At 59.0% G+C, this 20,916-nt stretch carries 19 protein-coding genes, 1 other RNA gene and 1 pseudogene; 10 read left to right on the top strand and 11 right to left on the bottom strand.

The window, feature by feature from the left end; all coding sequences use genetic code 11:
* Positions 1-14 precede the first annotated feature (14 nt).
* Positions 15-950, bottom strand: coding sequence for a S66 peptidase family protein (locus tag AO277_RS19380; RefSeq protein WP_044317605.1), 936 nt, complete (start codon positions 948-950; stop codon positions 15-17).
* Positions 951-1,181: 231 nt separating this feature from the next.
* Here AO277_RS19380 and AO277_RS19375 point away from each other — a divergent pair, with 231 nt between their 5' ends.
* Positions 1,182-2,189: an NADP-dependent oxidoreductase gene (locus AO277_RS19375; RefSeq protein ID WP_044317606.1), complete on the top strand. Its 1,008-nt coding sequence runs from the start codon at positions 1,182-1,184 to the stop codon at positions 2,187-2,189.
* A 67-nt stretch (positions 2,190-2,256) separates the two neighbouring features.
* Here AO277_RS19375 and pyrF read toward each other — a convergent pair whose 3' ends face one another.
* Positions 2,257-2,955 (bottom strand): orotidine-5'-phosphate decarboxylase, encoded by a 699-nt coding sequence (gene pyrF, locus AO277_RS19370; RefSeq protein WP_044317616.1) that lies wholly within the window; start codon positions 2,953-2,955, stop codon positions 2,257-2,259.
* A gap of 291 nt (positions 2,956-3,246) precedes the next feature.
* Between pyrF and eat the strand changes: the two genes are divergently transcribed.
* Both eat and AO277_RS19360 read left to right on the top strand, forming a co-directional pair.
* Complete coding sequence (eat, locus tag AO277_RS19365; protein WP_002552827.1) at positions 3,247-4,611, top strand: ethanolamine permease; 1,365 nt, start codon at positions 3,247-3,249, stop codon at positions 4,609-4,611.
* A gap of 119 nt (positions 4,612-4,730) precedes the next feature.
* Positions 4,731-4,898 (top strand): DUF2897 family protein, encoded by a 168-nt coding sequence (locus AO277_RS19360; protein WP_002552826.1) that lies wholly within the window; start codon positions 4,731-4,733, stop codon positions 4,896-4,898.
* A 36-nt stretch (positions 4,899-4,934) separates the two neighbouring features.
* On the opposite strand, the gene AO277_RS19355 is transcribed toward AO277_RS19360, so the two are convergent.
* Positions 4,935-5,771: a substrate-binding periplasmic protein gene (locus tag AO277_RS19355; RefSeq protein ID WP_019741857.1), complete on the bottom strand. Its 837-nt coding sequence runs from the start codon at positions 5,769-5,771 to the stop codon at positions 4,935-4,937.
* 249 nt (positions 5,772-6,020) lie between these two features.
* Between AO277_RS19355 and AO277_RS19350 the strand changes: the two genes are divergently transcribed.
* Together AO277_RS19350 and ppnP are read left to right on the top strand one after the other, a co-directional pair.
* Positions 6,021-6,563 (top strand): 3'-5' exonuclease, encoded by a 543-nt coding sequence (locus AO277_RS19350; RefSeq protein ID WP_002552824.1) that lies wholly within the window; start codon positions 6,021-6,023, stop codon positions 6,561-6,563.
* Between the two features lie 112 nt (positions 6,564-6,675).
* On the top strand, positions 6,676-6,957 hold the full coding sequence (gene ppnP / locus AO277_RS19345) for a pyrimidine/purine nucleoside phosphorylase (protein ID WP_004658419.1): 282 nt from the start codon (positions 6,676-6,678) through the stop codon (positions 6,955-6,957).
* A gap of 63 nt (positions 6,958-7,020) precedes the next feature.
* Here the strand turns inward: ppnP and AO277_RS19340 are convergent, their stop codons facing one another.
* Positions 7,021-8,790, bottom strand: a complete 1,770-nt coding sequence (locus AO277_RS19340) for an ABC transporter transmembrane domain-containing protein (RefSeq protein WP_044317607.1) — start codon at positions 8,788-8,790, stop codon at positions 7,021-7,023.
* Between the two features lie 280 nt (positions 8,791-9,070).
* On the opposite strand from AO277_RS19340, the gene AO277_RS28600 reads away from it, so the two are divergent.
* Complete coding sequence (locus AO277_RS28600; protein ID WP_044317608.1) at positions 9,071-9,241, top strand: PA1571 family protein; 171 nt, start codon at positions 9,071-9,073, stop codon at positions 9,239-9,241.
* A gap of 72 nt (positions 9,242-9,313) precedes the next feature.
* On the opposite strand, the gene pdxB is transcribed toward AO277_RS28600, so the two are convergent.
* The 4 genes from pdxB to dnaX form a co-directional block, all read right to left on the bottom strand.
* The gene (gene pdxB, locus AO277_RS19335; RefSeq protein ID WP_044317609.1) at positions 9,314-10,456 is read right to left on the bottom strand and encodes a 4-phosphoerythronate dehydrogenase PdxB; all 1,143 of its coding nucleotides are present in this window, start codon (positions 10,454-10,456) and stop codon (positions 9,314-9,316) included.
* Between the two features lie 89 nt (positions 10,457-10,545).
* Complete coding sequence (tusA, locus tag AO277_RS19330; RefSeq protein ID WP_002552819.1) at positions 10,546-10,800, bottom strand: sulfurtransferase TusA; 255 nt, start codon at positions 10,798-10,800, stop codon at positions 10,546-10,548.
* A gap of 156 nt (positions 10,801-10,956) precedes the next feature.
* The gene (locus tag AO277_RS19325; protein ID WP_002552818.1) at positions 10,957-11,283 is read right to left on the bottom strand and encodes a YbaB/EbfC family nucleoid-associated protein; all 327 of its coding nucleotides are present in this window, start codon (positions 11,281-11,283) and stop codon (positions 10,957-10,959) included.
* Positions 11,284-11,344: 61 nt separating this feature from the next.
* Complete coding sequence (gene dnaX, locus AO277_RS19320) at positions 11,345-13,513, bottom strand: DNA polymerase III subunit gamma/tau (RefSeq protein WP_044317610.1); 2,169 nt, start codon at positions 13,511-13,513, stop codon at positions 11,345-11,347.
* A 109-nt stretch (positions 13,514-13,622) separates the two neighbouring features.
* On the opposite strand from dnaX, the gene AO277_RS19315 reads away from it, so the two are divergent.
* Together AO277_RS19315 and AO277_RS19310 are read left to right on the top strand one after the other, a co-directional pair.
* On the top strand, positions 13,623-14,402 hold the full coding sequence (locus tag AO277_RS19315; RefSeq protein ID WP_161795771.1) for a substrate-binding periplasmic protein: 780 nt from the start codon (positions 13,623-13,625) through the stop codon (positions 14,400-14,402).
* A 93-nt stretch (positions 14,403-14,495) separates the two neighbouring features.
* Entirely contained in the window at positions 14,496-16,181 is a 1,686-nt protein-coding gene (locus AO277_RS19310) for an acid phosphatase (RefSeq protein WP_044317611.1), read from the top strand.
* A 17-nt stretch (positions 16,182-16,198) separates the two neighbouring features.
* Here AO277_RS19310 and AO277_RS19305 read toward each other — a convergent pair whose 3' ends face one another.
* Entirely contained in the window at positions 16,199-17,323 is a 1,125-nt protein-coding gene (locus AO277_RS19305) for a mechanosensitive ion channel family protein (protein WP_044317612.1), read from the bottom strand.
* A gap of 335 nt (positions 17,324-17,658) precedes the next feature.
* Between AO277_RS19305 and AO277_RS19300 the strand changes: the two are divergent.
* A pseudogene (locus AO277_RS19300) lies at positions 17,659-18,312 on the top strand (DUF1826 domain-containing protein).
* Between the two features lie 187 nt (positions 18,313-18,499).
* On the opposite strand, the gene ffs reads toward AO277_RS19300, so the two are convergent.
* An RNA gene (ffs, locus tag AO277_RS19295) (signal recognition particle sRNA small type) lies at positions 18,500-18,596 on the bottom strand.
* 225 nt (positions 18,597-18,821) lie between these two features.
* Here ffs and AO277_RS19290 point away from each other — a divergent pair.
* Positions 18,822-19,310 carry a GNAT family N-acetyltransferase gene (locus AO277_RS19290; RefSeq protein ID WP_002552813.1) on the top strand — a complete coding sequence of 163 codons (489 nt, stop codon included), beginning with the start codon at positions 18,822-18,824 and terminating at the stop codon, positions 19,308-19,310.
* Positions 19,311-19,362: 52 nt separating this feature from the next.
* On the opposite strand, the gene AO277_RS19285 is transcribed toward AO277_RS19290, so the two are convergent.
* Positions 19,363-20,526 carry a zinc-binding metallopeptidase family protein gene (locus tag AO277_RS19285; protein ID WP_005731470.1) on the bottom strand — a complete coding sequence of 388 codons (1,164 nt, stop codon included), beginning with the start codon at positions 20,524-20,526 and terminating at the stop codon, positions 19,363-19,365.
* Positions 20,527-20,916 lie beyond the last annotated feature (390 nt).

The following is a 20,916-nucleotide window of genomic DNA, read 5'->3' as shown; positions in this document are numbered from 1 at the left end:
CAGCAAAAGAGCGATCAACTACGGGCAGTGGCCGATACCAACAGGGTTCCAGCATCTGCATCAAGTATTGCCTGCGTTCCCAGTGGCACGGCCTGATTGAGATCCCCATGCCCTACCGGCAAGCCGCCCAGCACCGGAATGCCCAGACTGCCCAGCCGTTCCAGCAGCACATCGGCGGGGCTGATGGTGCCGCCGGTGTTCGCGGCAGGGGTGAACTCGCCCACCGCGACACCCGCCAGACGCGCAAGGATGCCGCAGTTACCCAGATGGGTCAGCATGCGGTCAACCCGATAGGCCGGTTCGTTGACCTCTTCGATGAGCAAAATCGCACCGGTCATGTCGGGCATGAACGGCGTACCCACCGAAGTATCGAGGATGCACAGATTGCCGCCCAGCAACAGGCCCTGCGCGCTGCCGCCGGTTCTGACCTTCGCCGTTGGTGAGGCATGATCGGCCTTGAGCAATACCGGCTCGGTACTCATCAGCACATGGTGCATGCCGCTGACGAACAGGCCACCGCGTTCCAGCTGCGAGGCGACCGGGCCATGAATAGTGGCCAGACGCGCATGGTTCCATAGCGCACCATGTAGTGCGGTGATATCGGAAAAGCCGGTCACCAGCTTGGGGGCACGACGCACAGCGTCCATATCCACCTGCTGGACAATTCGCTGCACGCCATAGCCGCCGCGGTTGCAGATGACCGCACGGATCTCCGGATCAGCCAGCGCGGCATTTAGGTCAGCAAGCCGCTCCTCGTCGGTCCCCGAATAGAATGAGTATTTGCCCAGTGCATGCGGATAGACACGCGGACGCAGCCCCCACCCCTTGAGTACTTCGACCGCAGCGTCGATTTTGCCAGGGTCAACCGGCCCGGCAGGCGACACCAACGCCACGGCGTCGCCAGCGCGCAGAACCTTAGGGTAAAGCGTCGGTTTAGATATAGCTGGCATTACGGTCACCCAGGTGTTTGTCGAGCGACGAATCTAGAGCACAGCCGCAACTGACTCAAGCCCTATCGGCCTTCAGCATGCGTCATCTGCAGATCCGTCTGAACGCCAAAGCCGCAACGGACTCCTATCAATCACATGGATCAAACAGCATTCGCTTGATGATCGCTTCTTGCCTGAGCAACGCGGCGAGCGTTTGAATCCATCTTTGAACCATTTTCTGGAGACCCTGCCATGACTGATCTTTCCAACCGCCAGTTCCTGCTCGCCAAGCGTCCGTCGGGCGATGTGCGCCGTGAAGACTTCACCTATCAAGAGGCTCCGGTCACCGCACTTGCCGAAGGCCAGATACTGGTCAAGAACAAATACCTGTCGCTGGACCCGGCGATGCGTGGCTGGATGAATGACGGAAAATCCTACATTCCGGCCGTAAAGCTGGGCGAAGTGATGCGCGCCCTGGGCGTGGGCGAAGTGCTTGAATCGAAAAACCCGAAATTTGCTGTAGGCGACCATCTGCAAGGCGCACTTGGCGTTCAGGATTACTTCGTGGGCGAGCCAAAAGGCTTTTACAAGGTCGATACCAGCCTTGCCCCGCTACCGCTTTATCTGTCTGCTCTGGGCATGACCGGCATGACTGCCTACCTGGCGCTGCTGGATGTCGGCCAGCCAAAAAGCGGTGATACCGTAGTGATTTCCGGTGCAGCGGGTGCTGTCGGCAGCGTCGCCGGACAAATTGCCAAGCTCAAGGGCTGCCGGGTTGTCGGCATCGCAGGAGGCGCAGAAAAATGTCGTTTACTGACCGAAGAACTGGGCTTCGATGCAGCCATCGACTATAAGTCCGAAGACGTTATGGATGGTTTGAAGCGCCACTGTCCGGATGGCGTGAACGTGTACTTCGACAACGTTGGCGGCGACATTCTGGACGCGGCGCTCAGCCAGCTGGCGGTCGGCGCGCGCGTGGTGATCTGCGGTGCCATCAGTCAGTACAACAACACCACGGCGATCAAAGGCCCGGCCAACTACATGTCACTGCTGGTCAACCGTGCACGCATTGAAGGCTTCATCGTACTCGACCACCCCGAGCGCTTCGCTGAAGCCGGTCAGGTAATGGCGGGCTGGATCAAGGAAGGCAAGCTCAAGAGCAAGGAGCATATCGTCGACGGTCTCGATACTTTCCCGGAAACCTTCCAGATGCTGTTCAGCGGTGAGAACCAGGGCAAGCTGATCTTGAAAGTGGAATAAAGCTCGCGGGCCGGACACCTCATGCTTCGGCATGGGGTGCCTTGCCTGACGCTGTGCGTCCTCGCGCTCAAGCCAGCTCGGCAACCACCGCAGCCAGGGCCTTTGCCGGGTCAGCTGCCTGGCTGATCGGGCGGCCGATGACGAGATAATCGGAGCCGGCGTCCAGAGCCTGGCGCGGAGTCAGGATGCGGCGCTGGTCGTCCTGCGCACTGCCCGCAGGACGAATGCCGGGCGTCACCAGTTGCAACGACGGGTGAGCCGCTTTCAGGGCCTGCGCTTCCAGCGCCGAACAGACCAGACCGTCCATACCGGCCTTCTCGGCCAGCGCGGCAAGGCGCAGCACCTGCACCTGCGGATCAATGTCCAGGCCGATACCGGCAAGGTCTTCCCGCTCCATACTGGTCAGAACGGTAACGCCAATCAGCAGTGGTTGAGGACCGTTGCGCTGCTCCAGCACTTCGCGGCACGCCGTCATCATGCGCAGTCCGCCTGAGCAGTGCACGTTGACCATCCACACACCCATCTCGGCAGCGGCCTTGACCGCCATCGCCGTGGTATTGGGGATATCGTGGAATTTGAGATCAAGAAACACCTCGAAGCCCTTGTTGCGAAGGGTCTCGACGATATCGGCCGCGCAACTGGTGAACAGCTCCTTGCCGACCTTGACCCTGCACAGCTTGGGATCGAGCTGATCAGCCAACCGCAAGGCGGCTTCACGGGTCGGAAAATCCAGGGCGACGATGACAGGAGTCTGGCAGGCGGACATGAGCGTGGTCTCAGGTAAGTCGAAATCGGCGCGCATTGTAGCCGAACCGGCGAGCAGACGGGACCCGTAGATCGGCATTTAGCCAGCCGCCATCGTAAAAACTCATGATTCCCTGCACTCGCAGCGACCATTGCTTCGGCGGCCTGCACCAAACCTGCACAACCCGATGAATCGGTTCACTGCTGCGTTCTGTAAACGACCCGTTTTGAAGCAACACGACAATGATCAGTGCACTGGCACGGCCTCTGCTACAGGATGTTTCAACGATTACCGAATCTCAGGGAGATGACCATGAGCACGCAACTCAAGCCAACGCTGGGCACGATTCATCTATGGGGGATCGCTGTCGGGCTGGTGATTTCCGGCGAGTACTTTGGCTGGAGTTACGGCTGGGGCGTGGCGGGTACACTGGGCTTTTTGGTAACAGCCTTGATGGTTGCGACCATGTACACCTGCTTCATCTTCAGCTTTACCGAGCTCACTACGGCCATCCCGCACGCGGGCGGCCCATTTGCCTATAGCCGCCGCGCCTTTGGCGAAAAAGGCGGGCTGATCGCCGGTATGGCCACGCTGATCGAATTCGTATTCGCGCCACCGGCCATTGCCATGGCAATCGGTGCGTACCTTAACGTGCAATACCCGGGGCTGGACCCCAAACATGCGGCTGTCGGCGCTTACATCGTGTTCATGGCGCTCAACATCGTGGGCGTAAAGCTGGCAGCAACCTTTGAGCTGGTCGTGTGCATTCTCGCCGTGGCCGAGCTGCTGGTGTTCATGGGGGTGGTCGCACCTGCATTCAGCTTCAGCAACTTCGCCCTCAACGGCTGGGCCGGTTCCCAGACCTTCGGGCCGGAAGCGATTGCCGGCATGTTCGCCGCCATCCCCTTTGCTATCTGGTTCTTCCTGGCCATTGAAGGCGCTGCAATGGCCGCCGAAGAAGCCAAGGACCCGAAACGCACCATCCCGAAGGCCTACATCAGCGGCATTCTGACCTTGGTGATACTGGCGATCGGCGTCATGCTGTTTGCCGGTGGCGTGGGCGACTGGCGCACCCTGGCCAACATCAACGACCCACTGCCGCAAGCAATGAAAGCCGTGGTCGGTGACAGCTCCGGATGGCTGCACATGCTGGTGTGGATCGGCCTGTTCGGTCTGGTCGCCAGCTTCCACGGCATCATCATGGGTTACTCGCGCCAGTTCTTCGCCCTCGCCCGTGCCGGTTACCTGCCTGCCTCGCTGGCCAAGCTGTCACGCTTTCAGACACCGCACCGGGCGATCATCGCAGGTGGCCTGATCGGCATCGCCGCCATCTACAGCGATGGCCTGGTCAACCTGAGCGGCATGACACTCACCGCCGCGATGATCACCATGGCTGTTTTCGGCGCTATCGTCATGTACATCATGAGCATGCTCAGCCTGTTCAAGCTGCGCAAGACCGAGCCTGACCTTGAGCGCAGCTTCCGCGCGCCAGGCTACCCGGTGGTGCCCGGCATTGCGCTGGCTCTGGCAATCGTGTGCCTGGTGGCAATGGCCTGGTTCAACATGCTGATCGGCCTGATTTTCCTCGGGCTGATGGCCATAGGTTTTATCTACTTCAGCCTGACCGCCAAATCGCGCGCCGATGCACCGACCGACGCGATGCTGACCGGGCAATAATTCAGAGACTTTCCGGGGTTGCGTGCAAAGGGTTTTGCACGCAACCCGATCAGGGCACATACACTTGAACCATTGAGCAGCCTCGCTGCTCAAACCGGTATCACAACAAGGAGAGCGCTATGCCCTGGTATGCCTGGTTAATTCTGCTCGTAGCCATCGGCTCGATCGTCGGCGGTCTTATGATGCTGCGCGATACAGCCAAGAAACTGCCCCTCACCGAAGAACAACTCAAGCGCGTCCATGAGCGCAACGCCGAAATGGACGCCAAGGAAGCCAAGGACCGTTAAATAAGTCCGGGTGGCAGGCTGAAAACCTGCCCCTGCCTATTTCCCGATCTCTGCGCTGACCGAAAGCACCTTGATATGAAGCGGCTGAAAGATCGTCTCCAACTCGCCGTCCGCGCGCAACTTCTCCAGCAGCGCTTTGAAGTGTGGAACATCAATGTTGCCATTGGGGCGCAACAATGCGTATTGACGGTAGATCTGATCAACGCGTTCGGAGACCATTAACTGCGCCGCTTCATCTTTGTTATGTGCCATAAAATCAATCAGATAGGAACGGGTAACAGGCGCGATATCCGCGCGATTGCGCACCACCATCAATAGATTACTGTCGTGAGAATAGGTGGAGGTCACATTGAAGTGCTCACTCAAGTACTTCTGATCGGTATTGAAGTTGGCAAATCCATAATGGTAACCACTGAACAACGCCAGACGTTTGTCAGACAGATCATCGAAGTAATTCTGATCACGCCCTTCGACCCGCCTTGCTACATAGACCTCGGCATCTTCAAGGCCCAGATCGACGGTTTCGTGCGCAATATCCTTCCAGCCCCAGTCAGGGTTCTCGAAGATCGCAACATCGAAACGCCCTTCCGCGAAGTCACGAAAACGCCGGGGCACGGAGGTGGGGATCATCACAAACTCGTAATCGTCCTGCTCGGCATTCAGGGCATCGATCAGCTTGGGCAACAGACCGGCGTCTTCGCCTTTTTCAGGGCGGACCATATACGGAGGGAAATGCACGGCGGCCACCCGCACGACCTGCGCGGCATAGACTTGGGACGTTGCCATGAACGGCACAAAGAGCAGAAGGCCTGTGGCGAACGTGCGCGCGACGCCATCAATTAATACTGCAAATTTTTTCATAAAACACGACATCAATCAAAGCCCTCCACGCTATGCGGTTTCCATGATTTAAACAACTGTCAAATCAACGGCGTCAGCATTGCTCACAGTGGTTACTATTGTGCACCGCTGCGATGAACTCGCGTGAGGCACCAATGCCATTGGCAGCGGTCACTGTAAGGGCAGTTGTAAAAACGATATTGTCGGCGCAGCCTCAAGCGTGGGAGCAACAGGCTAATCTGGCTACGCTGAAGCCATTGACTATCGTAAGGGAGCTTGATGATGCCGCATTGGCTGGTGATTGATCTGGAGGCTACCACTGAAGAAGGTGGCTGGCCGGTCGCAGAAATGGAAGTCATCGAAATAGGCGCGACGCTGGTCAATCAGGACGGGCGCGAGCTGGACCATTTCGAGCGCTTCGTACGCCCCGCACGCAGGCCTGTGCTGACTCATTTTTGCCGAGAGCTGACCCATATCAATCAAAGCAGTATCGACAGCGCTGCGCCCTTGACGGCCGTGTGGCCTCAGTTCGAGCGCTGGCTGAGCCATCACCGTGCCCGCGTGCTGGGTTGGGCCAGCTGGGGGGATTACGACCGCCAGCAACTGGAAGAGGAATGGCGCTACCACCGCCTCGACAGCGCATTGTCGAGCATGCCGCACGTCAATCTCAAACAGCGATTCGCCCAGGCCCGTCAGCTACAAAAGCCGATGGGCCTGAACAGCGCCCTGCAATTGGCAGGCATGCAATTCACAGGTCAGCAACACCGGGCACTGGTTGATGCACGCAATACCGCCCGGCTCTTGCCGTTGATACTGCCTAATTGAATCTCGCTGCACGTCGTCGTTTGTTCAGCATCGACTTGCAAGGGGCGTGACGAGTTTTACCGTGTTGGGCATACTGGCGGGCCATTTCCAGCCCTTTCAAAAGGAATCGCCCATGTTCAAGGTCAACGAGTACTTCGACGGCACCGTCAAATCCATCGCCTTCAGTCAGGTCGACGGTCAGGCAACCATCGGTGTCATGGCGGCGGGCGAATATGAGTTCGGTACAGCGCAACGGGAAATCATGCACGTGATCTCCGGCGAGCTGAACGTGAAGCTCCCGGACAGTACCGACTGGGAAACTTTCTCCACCGGCAGCCAGTTCAATGTCCCGGCCAACAGCAAGTTCCAGCTCAAGGTCAGCGTTGATACCGCTTACCTATGCGAATACCGCTGAGACTGAACACGTGGGGGGCCTGACCTCCCACCTTGCCCGCACACCTGCCTATACTGCCCCTTTCTATTCGACGCCAGCATTGAACTGCAACGCCGCCAGACGTGCGTAGAGCGGGTTGCTGGCAATCAGTTGCTGATGGGTACCGACCGCCACCAGCCGGCCCTGATCCATAACGGCAATCCGGTCGGCATTCTGCACAGTGGCCAGTCGATGGGCGATGACCAGCGTAGTACGGCCCTGCATCAGGCTTGGCAAGGCTTGCTGAATCAAGTGCTCACTTTGCGCATCCAGCGCACTGGTCGCCTCGTCCAGCAACAGGATCGGCGCATCGACCAGTAACGCACGGGCAATCGCCAGACGCTGCCGCTGTCCGCCGGACAATCCCACCCCGCCCTCACCCAGATGCGTACCGTAGCCGTCGGCCATGTCGAGAATGAACTCGTGCGCATGGGCGATACGCGCTGCTGCCTGTACCTGCTCAAGGCTCGCAGTGGCGTTTCCGTAACGAATGTTGTCCTCGACACTGCCGAAAAACAGTGCGGGCGATTGTGAAACCAGCGCGAAGCAGCGGCGCAGATCGTGCGGATCGAGCCGTGCGATCGGCACGCCCTCGATCAGGATGCGCCCTTGAATCGGGTCGTAGAAACGCAGCAGCAGGTCGAGGATAGTCGACTTACCTGCTCCGGAAGGCCCGACCAGCGCCAGGGTTTCACCGGGCTCGATGTTCAGGGTCAGGTTATCCAGCGCATTGCGCTCGGGACGCGACGGGTAGGCGAAAGTGACATTCTCCAGCGCCAGACGCCCGCTGATGCGTTGCGGCAGGCTCTGCAGCTCTGTGGCTGGCGCTTTGATCTCGCTGCGAGCCTGAAGCAGCTCGCCAATCCTCTCTGCGGCACCGGCGGCGCGCTGCAAATCGCCGATCACCTCGCTCAATGTGCCAAACGCCATGCCGACCATTAGCGCGTAAAACACAAACGCTGCCAGCTCCCCGCTGGAAATACGTCCGCTGATCACGTCCATGCCGCCCACCCACAGCATTACCGCCACTGCGCCCAGCACCAGAACGATCACCAGCGTAATCAGCCAGGAGCGCTGCAAAATCCGTTTGCGAGCGGTATCGAACGCCTGCTCCACCGTATGTGAAAAACGCTGTGTGTCCTGCTCTTGATGGTTGTACGCCTGCACCGTCTTGATCTGCCCCAGCGCTTCGGCCACGTAGCTGCCCACATTGGCGACCCGGTCCTGGCTCTCGCGCGACAGGTTTCGTACCCGCCGTCCGAACATGAGAATGGGCGCGATGATCAGCGGCAACGCCACCACCACGATGCTGGTGAGCTTGGGGTTGGTGATGAACAACAGCACGATGCCGCCAACGACCATCAGTACGTTGCGCAGGAACATCGACAGTGACGAGCCGATCACCGACTGCAACAACGTGGTATCGGCAGTCAGCCGCGACTGGATTTCCGAGCTGCGATTGTTCTCGTAGAAGCCCGGATGCAGCTCTATCAGGTGATCGAATACTTTCTTGCGCAGGTCGGCGACCACGCGCTCGCCGATCCATGACACCAGATAGAAGCGGGCGAACGTTCCGATGGCCAGGCCAACCGTCAGCAGCATGAAAAAGCCGATCGAGCGTTCGAGCAACTGCGGCGAGCGGGTCATGAAGCCCTGATCGACCATCAGCTTGATGCCTTGGCCGATCGACAGGGTGATACCCGCAGTAATGACCAGTGCCAACAACGCTCCGAACGCTTGCCAGCGATACGGCGCAATGAAACTCGCGGCCAGGCGAAGTGCCTGGCGGTGACGTCGGGTAATCCGTGAAATCATGAAGCCTGCCTGTTTGCCCGATCTGTCTGAATAGCGAAGCCTACACCTGTCATGCATGGCGCGCTGTGCATCATTTCGAATGAACTTGCGCCCGGCTTCAAAGGTCAGGTTATGACTGCTTTACAGAGGCGCTATAAGACATCGATCTAAGCGCCTGCTGGCAGATTTGCATCATTTCTGTTGCACTGGGAACGCGTTTGAGCGGCTGACAGAACCTGTCACGGACCGGTGATCAAGCGCGGTTAATTTAACGCCGTTACCTGATGAAAGGAGAAACACCATGAGCCTGCAAGAGCGCAGCAACGAAGTTCCAGTCGTTCGAGCCACGCCCAATCTGCCGGTTGGCGGTGCAATTCTCGACGAGCATGGGCAAGAAGTCCTGATCACTGAAGCAATGGTTCAGGCTGCCTGCCAGGAATGCGACAAGAACTGGATAACCCCGGAAAAATAAAACCGAACCTGACCAAATGCCTTGAAACCCGACCCTGAGTCGGGTTTTTTATGTCCCGCGTTTACCGGACGATCAGACCAGTACGGCCCCCAGCGCCCGCACGAGTTGCGCCAGCCCCCCGGACTCACCTTCCAAACGGACCTTCAGACCTTCGATTTCCCGACGTGGCGGGTAATGCTTGCGCAGGGCATCGAAGGCCAGGCGCTGACTGGCAGTGTCGCCGGTGAGGCTGCGCCGAAAGTCTGCATCGTCACGCCGCGGGTCGTACACGCCACGGCACAGCATGTTCAGTGCCCAGACCGGATCGCTTGCAGCATCAAGGCTGACCTGCGCCAGCCACGGCTTGGGCAGCAGATCGTCCAGTTTTATCACCGCAGGCTGCCCCAGGAAGGCACACAGCGCCTGATAGATCTGCGCAGTGCCCCGTTGCCTGCCATCGAGGCTGTAACCGGCGATGTGCGGCGTACCCAGAACGCACAGGTCGGCCAGCGCCACGTTGACCTGCGGCTCACCTTCCCACACATCCAGCACGGCTTGCAGGTCTTCGCGCTCAAGCAGCACGTCGTGCAGCGCAGTGTTGTCCACCACGGCACCACGGCTGGCATTGATCAGCCAGGCGCCCTGCCTGAGTTGGCGCAAACGGGTTTCGTCGAGCAGGTGCCAGGTTGCCAACGCCCCGGTCTTGCTCAACGGCGTGTGCAGGCTGATGACGTCACAGCGCTGCAATATCTCGTCAAGGCTGACGAAGTCACCACCTTCGACAGACTCGCGTGGCGGATCGCAGACCAGTACGTTCCAGCCAAGCACCTTCAAGACATCGACCAGACGACCACCCACCTGCCCTGCACCGACCACACCGTAAGTACGTTGCGCGAGGTCGACGCCTTCGATTTCAGCCAGGGTCAGCAGGCTGCCGAGCACGTAATCCACCACGCCGCGCGCATTGCAGCCCGGTGCGCTGGCCCACTGGATACCGGCTTGCTGAAACCCGTCCAGATCCAGATGATCGGTGCCGATGGTGCAGGTGCCGACAAACCGCACCGGGCTGCCTTCGAGCAGCTCACGGGTTAAGGGTGTCACGGAGCGCACCAGCAGGATGTCGGCGTTCGCCACCGCAGCGCGATCTATGGCGCGTCCCGGCAAGCGATGAATCTCACCGAAATGAGCGAAAAAAGCGTCGAGCAGGGGAATATTTTCGTCAGCAACAATGCGCATGGAAGACTCTCTGGGTCTGGCGAACAGGGACCGGTCCCCAGTGGGAACAGGTGCGTCGTGAACCGGCGCGGGTTGCAGCGATGTAACAATCAATCAGGCTTTTTGCGTATCCAGTACAGGAACGTGCCTTCTTCAGCCTGCTCCGCAACCAGCTCATGCCCAAGAAATACACAGAACTTCGGAATATCGCGGCGCGTGGACGGATCGGTCGCGATCACCTTGAGCAGGCCGCCCGCAGGCAAGTCACGCACCTTTTGATGCAGCATCATCACCGGTTCCGGACAGAACAGGCCGACAGCGTCCAGCACGGCGTCGACGGTCAGGTTTTCAATGGGCTCAGACATGGGGCACTCCAGAGGCGGGTGACGATTGTCGCTCAATTCAGTCGGTCAGGCCAAATACTGATGGTTGTACTGATGCCGAACGGCGGCGCGCAGCAAGACAGCAGACAGAAAAATGCCAGGCACATGGCCTGGCATTGATCGTGACCCAGACGACCGTCAGAACGGCAGTTTCATGCCCGGTGGCAACTGCATGCCCGCGGTCATGGAAGCGGTCTTGTCCTGGCTGGCCTGCTCGATCTTGCGCACGGCGTCGTTGACGGCGGCGGCGATCAGGTCTTCCAGCACTTCCTTGTCTTCCTGCATCAGGCTGTCATCCAGATTGATGCGCTTGACGTCGTGACGACCGGTCATCACGACGCTCACCAGGCCTGCGCCCGATTGACCGGTGACTTCCGCGTTGGCCAGTTCTTCCTGCATCTTGGCCATTTTTTCCTGCATTTGCTGCGCCTGCTTCATCAGGCCAGCCATGCCACCTTTCATCATGGGATATCTCCTCGAAAATGGATGGTTTGTTTGCGCGGCGCCAATGGCGCCCTGTGTTCAGTTATTGAGGCTGCACCGCAGGCGCGTCTACGGGCTGGATAGTATCTTCCCGGATAACAGCGCCAAACTGCTGCAACATCTGCTGGATATACGGGTCGGCCTGGATCGAGGCTTCGGCCTGACGCTGACGCTCGGCACGCAGTCGCGAAGCAGCCTGGGCAGGAGTTTCCTGCTCGGGCTTGATCAGCTCGATACTCAGATTGATCGTGCGACCATGATACTGGTTCAACGCATCGTTCAGGCGGCGCTGCTGGGTTGAGTTGAACAGGGCGCTGTGCGCCGGGTCCAGGTGCAGCAGCCACTTATCGCCATCGACCGCCATCAAGGTGCAGTTGGCGGCAATGCTGCCGGTCATGCCGGAGATCGGCAGTTTGGGGAATACCTCCAGCCAGTCGGCAGCAAGGCCGGTGGCTGGTTTGGCGGCCGGAGCGGGCTCGGGCTCGTCCGCTTCAAGCTCGACGACGCTCTCGTGGGCCAGTTCATCCAGATAGCTATAGGACGCCGGGTCGATGTCGATATCCGGCTCGACGTAATCGTCATCCGCTGGCGGCTCGTCATCGCGCCCCATTGGGCCGGAATTCGAAGACATCGAATCCGGATTCATGGACAGATAGGCGGAATCAGGGATGGCTTCAAGCATCGCAGGTTCCGCCTCCGGCGCGTCTGGCACTGGGCTGGCGGGCGCAGGCGTCGGCATTGGCGTGAGGTCTGGCTGTTCGGAGACAGTCTCCAGAACCGGCTCGGCTACCGGTTCTGCAACAGTGCCAGTGTCAGGTGCGGATTCAGCGTTTTTTTCGGCAACCGGTGCCTTTGGCAGATCGACTTCTTCGACCGGCTCGGGCTGTGCTTGCGGCTGTGATTCTGGCTGTGCTGCGGGCTCAGCTCGTACAGCAGCGGTCGGCATCGGGGCGGTGGCTGGCGGCAGCGCTTCGAAGGCCGGATCGGGCGCAGCCATCACCGGTGCTGTTGAAACTGCGGGAGCTACCGATGCAACAGGTGTCGCATCGGCCACTGCTTTTCGGGAATCAACCGTGGCCTGGCTGATCCCCACCGGCTTTAGCGGTTGCCTCGGCGCATCGTCGTTATCGGCCGGGCGGAACGCCAGCATGCGCAGCAGGACCATCTCGAAACCGCCACGCGGATCCGGGGCCAGCGGCAAGTCACGACGACCAATCAGACCCATCTGGTAATAAAACTGCACGTCTTCGGCAGGCAATGCCTGGGCCAGCGCCAACACCCGGTCGCGGTCGCCGTGCCCGTTGTCGACGCCTTCGGGCAACGCTTGGGCAATCGCCACGCGGTGCAGAACATTGAGAATTTCCGAGAGCACACCATTCCAGTCAGGCCCCTGCTCGGCCAGGTGGCGTACCGCCTCCAGCACACCGCGAGCGTCGCCTTCCAGCAACGCAGTCAGCATATCGAACACCTGACCATGATCCAGTGTGCCGAGCATGGCGCGCACATCGGCAGCCATGACCTTGCCTTCACCAAAGGCAATGGCCTGATCGGTCAGGCTCATCGCGTCACGCATCGAACCGTCGGCAGCGCGCCCGAGCAGCCACAGCGCGTCGTCTTCGAACGGCACATTCTCGACGCCCAGCACGTGGGTCAGGTGCTCGACCACACGTTCTGGCGTCATGTTTTTCAGCGAGAACTGCAGGCAGCGCGACAGAATGGTCGCAGGCAGCTTCTGCGGATCGGTGGTAGCGAGGATGAACTTGACGTAGGGCGGCGGCTCTTCAAGCGTCTTGAGCAAGGCGTTGAACGAGTGACTGGAGAGCATGTGCACTTCGTCGATCAGGTAGACCTTGAAGCGACCGCGACTTGGCGCGTACTGCACGTTATCCAGCAGTTCGCGCGTGTCTTCGACCTTGGTGCGGCTGGCGGCGTCGATCTCGATCAGGTCGACGAAACGACCTTCATCGATCTCTTTGCACACCGAGCAAGTGCCACAGGGCGTGGAGGTGATGCCGGTCTCGCAGTTCAGGCACTTGGCGATGATCCGCGCGATAGTGGTCTTGCCGACGCCTCGCGTGCCGGTGAACAAATAGGCATGGTGCAGGCGCTGGCTGTCCAGCGCGTTGATCAGGGCCTTCAACACATGAGCCTGGCCGACCATTTCGCGGAACGAGCGCGGACGCCATTTACGTGCAAGAACCTGATAACTCATTTAAAACCGTCGCAACTGGTAAGCGGAAGACCGCCAATGCTAGCCGAGCAGGGGCAAAATTGCATCTGGTGTCCGCCTCTATTGTGGCTAAGCTGAGCAAATGAATCCAATGACGCGCTTTAAACGGACGTTTGCAGAGCCACGGCTGCCTCGTGCAGCCGTGGCGTGCATGCTGTTGCTGTCGATGCAGACGGTGAGCGCGGCCAAAGGCACTCTGGAGTTCGCGGTCAACGAAGGGTGGACCATGCCGATGATGCATATCACCGACTTTCGGCCCGAATCCGGCATTCTGTTCGACATCATGCAAAGCGTTGCGCACCATGTCGGCCTTGAAGCCAGGTACCACGTGATGCCGCGCCTGCGCATCCAGTCGGCGCTTGAGCGTGGCGAAGTAGACATGCATTGCTACAGCTCACAGGCGTGGTATCCCGATCTGTCCGGGGATTACCTCTGGAGCCTGCCGATTCTCTATCAACGCGACTGGCTGGTCGCTTCAGCCGAAACAGCTGCGGGTCCTTACCCGGAGCAGTTCGACAATGAAACCGTCGGCACGGTACTTGGCTACAACTACCCTGCCCTGCAGCATCTTTTCGATAATCATCAACTGATACGTGAAGACGCGCGCACACAGAACCAGACGCTCGGCAAGCTGATGGCTGGACGCTACAACTACGCCGTGACCAACCAGTTGATCCTTGAATGGACCAATCGAAACCTGCCTGTCGGCAGAAGGCTGAAGCCCATATCGCTGGTCGCAGAGCAGCCTGCGGCCTGCCTGATACGCAACACCCCCGAGCTGCCGACAGGTAAAATCCTGCGCACACTGGTGCAAATGCGCCTGTCGGGCGAGATTCAGCAAATCATCGATCACTACACCGCGCCCCCGTAACCCTTCATCTGCGGTGTAGCAATAGCGTCATATTCCGTCGTTACGCTCGCCTGAAATCTTTGGTAATACATTAACCAGCGCGAGTATTTGGCGATGAGCGACAGACCAGACGACGAAGACACCAACAACAACCCCAGCCGCCGTCGTTTTCTGGGCGGGATGGCTGCCTTGGGCGCAGGCGTCACGCTGAGCAGCTACGTTTCGGCCCACGAGAAACCGCCCGCCGACAACGACAAGCATCATCATCTTGCCGGGCCGGCGCTGGACCGGGCCTTGCGCGAAAACGTGAAGACCATTGTGGTGATCTACGCCGAGAACCGCAGCTTCAATAACCTGTTCGGCGATTTTCCCGGGGTCCAGAAGCCACTCTCCTCGCTCAGACCTTCCGACTATGAACAGCGCGACCGCGACGGCACGCTATTGTCCAAACTGCCGCCCGCCTGGGGTGGTGTGTTGCAGGTCGGGCCGCAAACCGTTGACGGCGTGACCTACCCGGCAGGCGAGCAGTTTCAGAAAGACCTGCCCAACGCTCCCTTCCCGCTCAAGGGGCCAAACGGCGAAGATCTGCCGCTGAGTCTGGTCACTCGCGACCTGTGGCACGTTTTCTATCAGAATCAGATGCAGATCAACGACGGTCGCAATGATCGATTCGTCGCCTGGGCCGACGCTGGCGGGCTGACCATGGGCAACTACGCACAGACTCAGTACTCGCTGCGCCTGTGGGACGTTGCCTCGGAATTCGTGCTTTGCGACAACTTCTTTCAGGGTGCATTCGGCGGCTCGTTCCTCAACCACCAGTACCTGATTTCAGCCACCGCGCCGATTTACCCCAACGCTGCCGAGTCTCCGGCCAAATCCCAGATCGCAACCCTGCAGAGCTTCAACCCGCAAGACCCGCGCCTCAAGCCACTGGACAAGTCGCCTGCCAGCGCAATGGAGGGGCCACCGCAGTTTGGCCCCAGCGCCATTACCCCGGACAACTACGCCGTCAACACCATGGCCCCGCCCTACTGGCCAACCTGGCTGCGCGACCCGCAGAACCCTGATTACTCGAAACCGGATCTGCCCAACGTGCTGGTTCCGCAAAGCCACGAACACATCGGCGACAAACTGTCGAAAAGAAATGTCGACTGGGCCTGGTACGCTGGGGCCTGGCAAGTGACGCTGGACGAGTTCAAGGACTCCACGGGAATCCCGAAAATCCCTAACTTTCAATACCATCACCAGCCGTTCAACTACTTCAAGCAACAGGGTCCGCAAAACCATGAAGAACGCAAAAAACGTTTGCGTGACGGCGGCCTGGGTGACGAGTCGAGCACCAACCGCTTCCTCGCCGATGCCGAAGCCGGCAAGTTGCCCGCGGTAACCTTCTACAAGCCCCAGGGCAACCTGAACATGCACGCCGGTTATGCCGACGTGGCTGCGGGTGACCGGCACATAGACCGGGTGATCAAGGTGCTGCGCAAGAGCCCGCAATGGGACAACATGGTGATCGTCGTGACTGTGGACGAAAACGGCGGCTGGTGGGACCACGTCGCACCGCCCAAAGGCGACCGCTTCGGCCCCGGCACGCGTATTCCGACGCTGGTCATTTCACCCTTCGCCCGCAAAGGCAAGGTGGACCACACGGTCTACGACACGGCCTCGATTTTGCGCCTGATTACCCGTGTTCACGGCCTGGAAAAGCTCGACGGGCTGAAGCGCCGCGACGACGCCATGATCGCGCGCGGCCAGGCTCCCATGGGCGACCTGACCAACGCATTGCACTTTCCTGCCTGATTCCGTCGCTGTATCGCTCAGGTACTCGCGTCGGCTGCCTCCAGTGCAGTCGGACGCGACGTCTTGACCGGTGGCAGGGACGCCACATACACCGTGCGGGACGGAAATGCGAAACGCACATCCAGTTCGGCGAAGGCTTCCATGATGTCCAGATTGATCGCCTGCTGCTCATCCATATAAACGTTGTAGCTGGGGTCGAGAACGATAAAGACGGTCTCGAACTCCAGTGACGTTTCGCCAAAACCACGGAAATGCGAGCGGTCGAAACGGGCGAGTTTCTGCGCGTTGATGATCGTTTCTACTTTCTTTGGCACTTCCCGTATCTGATCGACAGAGCAGTCATACGTGAGCCTGAATTCGAAGACAATGCGCCGTTCCTGCAAGCGTTTGTAGTTCTGAATGGTGTTGTTGATCATGTCGGCGTTGGCCATCACGATCTGCTCGCCGCCCAGGCTACGGATGCGTGTGGTCTTCAGACCCACATGTTCGACCGTACCGGACAGCGCGCCAACCACAATGAAATCGCCCACTTCAAAAGGCTTGTCCACTGCGATGGAAAGTGAGGCAAACACATCACCCAGAATGTTCTGCACCGCCAGCGCGACCGCAATACCGCCCACCCCGAGGCTGGCGACAAACGCGGTGATGTTGACCCCGACGTTCGACAACATCGCCATGACCACCGTGGCCCACAGCAACACCTTCGCGCCCCACAGGCTCAAAGTTGCCAGCGCACTGCCCTGATAGGTGCTGCCAGCGTTGTGACGTACAAAGTAGCGCTGCAGCGCGAGCGCAATTGCCCGGTTCGCCCACAACCCGACCTGCAATGCAGCAACCACGAACCACAGACTGCTGACCCGCCCAAGCCAGCGCTCCGGCAGATCGAGCATGCCCACCCCGATCAGAATCGAAGCCAGCAGTAACAGTGTATTGCTGGTGCCCGACAGCACCTGCACCACGATGTAGCGCATATGCGTGCTGGGCGAATCAGGCCGCGAGCGCATCTTTCGGAGCACAAAACCGATAACCCCCCTGACCAGAATAAAACTCATGGTCGAGGCGAACACAGCGAGTATCCAATTGGCGAGCGAAATGCCCAGAAATTGCGAGTCTGTGAAAAATCTGATGATGTCCTGTTCCATCCGGCCCCCGGCTCCACTGCTACGAGACGCCTGACCGAAAAGCCCGTGACACCCGCAGCGACCTGAATTGCCCCTTGCCGTAAAACGGTTTCAAGCGACGCGTAAGGGGTTAGGGGGTGTGTAGGAGTGAGGGTTCAGTTGAATTGGCTATTGATCGATCACCTGAACGCACACCGAGTTTTCACTGTTCGTCGAAACTGATCGGACAGCATGGAACCTCTCCTCAATGAGTTGCCAATCACGGCCCGAGCGACGGGCTACCAAGCACCAAGCGTTCAAGCGGCCCAAAAGGCCAATTCGTGGTTAACACCACATTCAACCAGAGGAAAATATCCGTGACCTACGGCATTCGCGGCGGAGTTGGCACATCGGCTTACTACACCCAGCCCCAGCCTTTTGATGAGTTGAAGCTGAAGCCGGAACAGATTCAGGAAAAGACGGCAAAACTCATGGAGAAAGGTTATTTCACCGTTCCCATAGCAGAACCTACAAGACGTTTTTTGCATGAGCAAAGCAGTCTCAGTAACCCCGCCTGGAGACAGGAGCCCGTTGGATAGGTTATTGATTTGAAAGCAACCGACTACGAACGATCAACAACAGCCGTAGCGAAGGAAATTGCAACCACTCTCACCGGGAAGCAACAACAATTGGGGCCTCATGAGTTCCAACTGCGAAGGGCCAAAAATCAGGGCGCAGACAAATGGCATCAGGATAAGGAGCCGAAAAAGGTCATCTGCATCGCCACTATCGAGGGGCGCGGCACCGAATACGTGAAGCGCGCAGAATCAGAAGGAATATTTGAAGCGGGGCATTTTGGGAAAATGACGCCTCTGGATGCCAGGGCTGTCGAGCAGAGAACCAGAGAAGCCAAGCAAGACCGCTTCTATTTCTTTGCGGGCAAAGGTATTTGCGAAGACAGCATTCCCAAACTGATACACCGCTCGCCCCATCAGAGTGGTCGCTCCATCTTCCTGGCACGATGGCAATAAGGCAGGCCACGCAGGATTAACCGCCGGATTGGAGACATCCGGCGGTTATCTCCGTGCCGGGCAAACTGTTTTTACAGACGCACGAAGTTCTCGCCAGCGCATGGCGCAGTCGAAACAGGAATAGGCTTTGCATTTTTACGGGTAAGCCCCTTTCAGAAAAGGACCTTGAGCTTGAGATAGGTGGTGCCCCCACCAGCCACACCCCGGCACACAATGTTCCCGCTGTGGCTGCTTCCTTCCGGATCTGACCAGGTTCACGGGTAATCGTTGCGGGGGGACCGATGGGGTCACCATAACGACACTCACCAGTTGGCGAGCCGCGCCATTGTACCGGTCTGGCGTGAGTTTACAACCGTTGGTTCGGATAAAAATTTCGAGGGGGCTCAAGCACTTGTGTGCAGGGGCTGAAAGGCAAATACGTGCCGGTCATCAGCGTTACAAATCCTCGAAACGGCCCCGTTCGATCTGTCCCCTGCCCGCCTCAACCATAATCAACCAGCAGGTCGCTCATGCAGACTCGATTGGTCGACTACCACGACCTCAGCGCCTCTCAACGCCAACAGCTCGGATACCTCGAGGTGACGCAGGAGCAGACACAGTTCTCCGGTGATATTTACACCGCGCTCAATACTCTGCTGGTCAACCCCAGCCCGAATGTTTGCGGCGTTGTGCTGCTGGGCGACGACAAGCCGGTGGGTTTTTTCCTGCTTAAGCGTGGCGACTGTCTGCCGCACTGGGCTCAGGAGGAGCTGGCTGCGACGCTGCATGCGTTGCAAATAGATCATCGCGAACAGGGCAAGGGGCTAGGCAAAGCGTGCTTGCAGGCGTTGCCTGCGGCGCTAAGCCTGAAGTGGCCAGACATCAAGCATTTGATGCTCTCGGTAGATGCAGATAATAGCGCTGCTATCGGGCTTTATTCAGGTCAGGGCTGGGTGGACACCGGAGAGGCTTACCGCGGAAGGATCGGTTTTGAGCGCAGGCTGGTGCTGAAGCTTTGATACGGCGTTTGAACACGCGCCTGACATCCAGCGATGTCAGGCGCTGTCTGGGTTACTGAGCCTGCAACACCTCGTCGGCCTTGCCGCCCGCATCCTGAATCACCAAGTGGATGAAATGCAGCTTGGCGATTACCGCAGGAGGCAGCACGAACGGATAGAAGTCCGGCTGACCCATACTGCGTGACAGCTCGTTGAGCATGCTGGCCAGTTCGATCCAGGCGTTGACGAACGACAGGAACGCCGGGCCGCCTGGGTGCTGTGGATCGTAGAGCACTTCCAGCGGGAATGGCTGGTAGTCCAGCTCCATGTCGCGCGCGCTCATGCCAAAACCCAAGGCAGTGTCGACCGCGTCCATCATGTGCAGGTAGTGAGCCCAGGTTTCGGCCCAGTCTTCCCACGGGTGCATGGTGGCGTAAGCACTGACAAAGCTTTCCTGCCAGTTGTCGGGCGCGCCGTTTTTATAATGGTGATCAAGCGCATCGGCGTAGCTGGCGCGCTCGTCGCCGAACAGATTGCGGCAACCGTCCTGCCAGTGGGTATTGGCGATCAGTCGATCCCAGTAATAATGGCCAACTTCATGGCGGAAATGGCCGAGCAAGGTGCGGTAGGGTTCGTGCATCTGCACGCGCATCGCTTCGCGGTGAGCGTCGTCGGCTTCCTCGATGTTAAGGGTAATCAGGCCATTGGCGTGGCCAGTGGTCGGCAGCTTGCCTTCCAGATCGACACCGACAAAGTCAAAGGCCAGGCCGGCTTCTTCATCGACGCTCTTGGGGATGACCTGCAGCCCCAGGGAAATCAGCTGCGCAACCAGACGACGCTTGGCGGTCTCGACCTTGCGCCAGCGCTCACCGTTTTCGGCGATGGACAGGTCGGGAATGGTGCGATTGAGGCTGCACGCAACGCAAAACTCACCGGCATTGTGCTCCGGAAACAGCCAGTTACAGGCTGCCGGGGTATCGAGGTTGGCGCAACGCCGATACAGACCAGCACCCGGCTCGTCGCTCAGGCGCCAGGTAGGCTCAGGGCCTGCTTCAAGCGTAGCCACGCGCCCCTGCTCTGGCAGGTAACCCAGCGCAGCCGAACAGGCCAGGCATTGGGAATTGGGGAAAAACACCGACTGGCCGCATGTGCACTGCCAGACCTTGCTGTTACGTTTGGATTCGCCGACAAATGGGGCGGTAATGCGTGAACTCAATTGCTCGAAAAAGCGATACATGGCGATCTCCCGTTGGCCTTGCATGGACTAGATCATGCCTAAGCTTCAGGGGTTCAAAATATTATCGAACGGTGGGGACGGATAGCGTCGACGGCGTTTGCGTGGGCGAAAACGGTGCGTCGCACGGTAGCTAAGATTATCGTTCCGCACGCTCCAGCGAGGGAATGCCGTGCGTGACGCTCTGCGTCACAGATCTACGCCGCACCGTCACATTCAAGATCGGACGCAGAGCGTCCAGAACGGCATGCGACGCGGAGCGTCGCACGATGATCAAGACATGCCTAAGCGGAGCATCGCACGGTAGTTGGGATTATCGTTCCGCACGCTCTGGTATGCCCCCCGAAGGTTGGACAATTATCCACTTACGCTGCCTTGGCGGCCTGCATCCTG

This window comes from Pseudomonas amygdali, assembly GCF_002699855.1.
Classification (GTDB): Bacteria; Pseudomonadota; Gammaproteobacteria; order Pseudomonadales; family Pseudomonadaceae; genus Aquipseudomonas; species Aquipseudomonas amygdali.
This window is presented reverse-complemented; position numbering and strand designations above follow the sequence as displayed.

Bases quoted from the DNA above. Each gene is read 5' to 3' on its own strand.
- AO277_RS19380 (WP_044317605.1), bottom strand. From the start codon at position 950: ATGCCAGCTATATCTAAACCGACGCTTTACCCTAAGGTTCTGCGCGCT.
- AO277_RS19375 (WP_044317606.1), top strand. From the start codon at position 1,182: ATGACTGATCTTTCCAACCGCCAGTTCCTGCTCGCCAAGCGTCCGTCG.
- pyrF (WP_044317616.1), bottom strand. From the start codon at position 2,955: ATGTCCGCCTGCCAGACTCCTGTCATCGTCGCCCTGGATTTTCCGACC.
- eat (WP_002552827.1), top strand. From the start codon at position 3,247: ATGAGCACGCAACTCAAGCCAACGCTGGGCACGATTCATCTATGGGGG.
- AO277_RS19360 (WP_002552826.1), top strand. From the start codon at position 4,731: ATGCCCTGGTATGCCTGGTTAATTCTGCTCGTAGCCATCGGCTCGATC.
- AO277_RS19355 (WP_019741857.1), bottom strand. From the start codon at position 5,771: ATGTCGTGTTTTATGAAAAAATTTGCAGTATTAATTGATGGCGTCGCG.
- AO277_RS19350 (WP_002552824.1), top strand. From the start codon at position 6,021: ATGCCGCATTGGCTGGTGATTGATCTGGAGGCTACCACTGAAGAAGGT.
- ppnP (WP_004658419.1), top strand. From the start codon at position 6,676: ATGTTCAAGGTCAACGAGTACTTCGACGGCACCGTCAAATCCATCGCC.
- AO277_RS19340 (WP_044317607.1), bottom strand. From the start codon at position 8,790: ATGATTTCACGGATTACCCGACGTCACCGCCAGGCACTTCGCCTGGCC.
- AO277_RS28600 (WP_044317608.1), top strand. From the start codon at position 9,071: ATGAGCCTGCAAGAGCGCAGCAACGAAGTTCCAGTCGTTCGAGCCACG.
- pdxB (WP_044317609.1), bottom strand. From the start codon at position 10,456: ATGCGCATTGTTGCTGACGAAAATATTCCCCTGCTCGACGCTTTTTTC.
- tusA (WP_002552819.1), bottom strand. From the start codon at position 10,800: ATGTCTGAGCCCATTGAAAACCTGACCGTCGACGCCGTGCTGGACGCT.
- AO277_RS19325 (WP_002552818.1), bottom strand. From the start codon at position 11,283: ATGATGAAAGGTGGCATGGCTGGCCTGATGAAGCAGGCGCAGCAAATG.
- dnaX (WP_044317610.1), bottom strand. From the start codon at position 13,513: ATGAGTTATCAGGTTCTTGCACGTAAATGGCGTCCGCGCTCGTTCCGC.
- AO277_RS19315 (WP_161795771.1), top strand. From the start codon at position 13,623: ATGACGCGCTTTAAACGGACGTTTGCAGAGCCACGGCTGCCTCGTGCA.
- AO277_RS19310 (WP_044317611.1), top strand. From the start codon at position 14,496: ATGAGCGACAGACCAGACGACGAAGACACCAACAACAACCCCAGCCGC.
- AO277_RS19305 (WP_044317612.1), bottom strand. From the start codon at position 17,323: ATGGAACAGGACATCATCAGATTTTTCACAGACTCGCAATTTCTGGGC.
- AO277_RS19290 (WP_002552813.1), top strand. From the start codon at position 18,822: ATGCAGACTCGATTGGTCGACTACCACGACCTCAGCGCCTCTCAACGC.
- AO277_RS19285 (WP_005731470.1), bottom strand. From the start codon at position 20,526: ATGTATCGCTTTTTCGAGCAATTGAGTTCACGCATTACCGCCCCATTT.